The following is a 1,291-nucleotide window of genomic DNA, read 5'->3' on the forward strand; positions in this document are numbered from 1 at the left end:
GTGACCCTGAACCAGAATTAGTCCCGGTCGGAAGTGGAGATTTCCGGCTTGTGACCCTGAACCAGAATTAGTCCCGGTCGGAAGTGGAGATTTCCGGCTTGGTTGAGTTGTCAGGCGAGGCGGATTCCCTTGCCTGACGGGCGAATTCGGCGGGTGTCATCCACTGCAATGCGGAGTGGGGACGAACCTCGTTATAGTACGTGCGCCAGTCGTCGATTTTGCTCTGAGCGTCAGCCAATGACAAGAACCAATGCGCGTTCAGACATTCCTGACGGAAGCGCCCGTTGAAGCTTTCGACCTTGGCGTTGTCAGTGGGCGTGCCCGGCCGGCTGAAATCCAGTTCAACGCCATGTTCATACGCCCACCGGTCCATTGCCTTCGAGATGAATTCGCTGCCATTGTCGACCTTGATCGTGGCAGGGTGTCCGCGCATAGCGGTGATACGCGTCAGCGCTTCGACCACATGCTCTCCCTTCAGACTTTGCCCGACCTCGATGGCTAGGCATTCCCGGGTGTAGTTGTCGACGACGGTCAGTGTCCGTAGACGTCTCCCGTCGAACAGCGCATCCGCAACGAAATCCATGCTCCAGATTTCGTTGATCGCGGTCACGATATGCTTGGGCTGTCGCAGCCGAGCCGATTTGTTACGTCGTGGCCGCTTATGCCGCAGTGAAAGGCCCTCCGCCCGATACAGCCTGTAGACGCGCTTGCAGTTATCTCGCCAGCCTTCCCGTCGCAGGACCACGTGAACGCGCCGATACCCATAGTGCACGCGCGTGGCGGTGATTTCCTTGATACGCATGAGCAGCGCCGACGAATCACGCGCAACCGACTGATACCGATACAGCGAACGAGACATGCCAAACAACGCGCAAGTCTTCGTCAGGCTGGTTCGATAGCGATCACGCAATTCATCGATCAACATGCGCCGACGGGCAGGCTTCAGAGCTTTTTTGCGAGTACGTCCTGCAGCATGGCCTTGTCCAGGCTCAGGTCCGCCACAAGCCGTTTCAGCTTCGCGTTTTCTTCTTCGAGCTGGCGCAAGCGGCGCAGCTCAGAAGGCCCCAACCCTCCGAATTTCTTCTTCCAGTTGTAGAAAGTCGCCTCGCTTATTCCGAGTTTGCGGCAGATCTCCTCGACCTTCGTACCCAGCTCGGCTTGCTTCAGGGCAAATGCGATCTGCTCTTCCGTAAATTTGCTCGTCTTCATGGCATGGCCTTCGTGTCCGCTTGGACACATCATGCCGAATTTCTCTACTTTTGCACCGGACTATTTCTTGGGTCAGGGTCAA

The 1,291-nt window shown here is 56.9% G+C and carries 1 protein-coding gene; it reads right to left on the reverse strand.

The genetic code is table 11. The annotated features are described in order from the left end of the window. Positions 1-67: 67 nt before the first annotated feature. Positions 68-1,209 (reverse strand): IS3 family transposase gene (locus WS95_RS23610; protein ID WP_088578745.1). Its coding sequence is split into 2 segments (ribosomal slippage): positions 68-957 and positions 957-1,209, totalling 1,143 coding nucleotides; the frame shifts between segments, so codons are not numbered across the junction. Between the last annotated feature and the right edge of the window lie 82 nt (positions 1,210-1,291).

The organism is Burkholderia sp. MSMB1826, from assembly GCF_001526325.1.
In the GTDB taxonomy this organism is placed as follows: Bacteria; Pseudomonadota; Gammaproteobacteria; order Burkholderiales; family Burkholderiaceae; genus Burkholderia.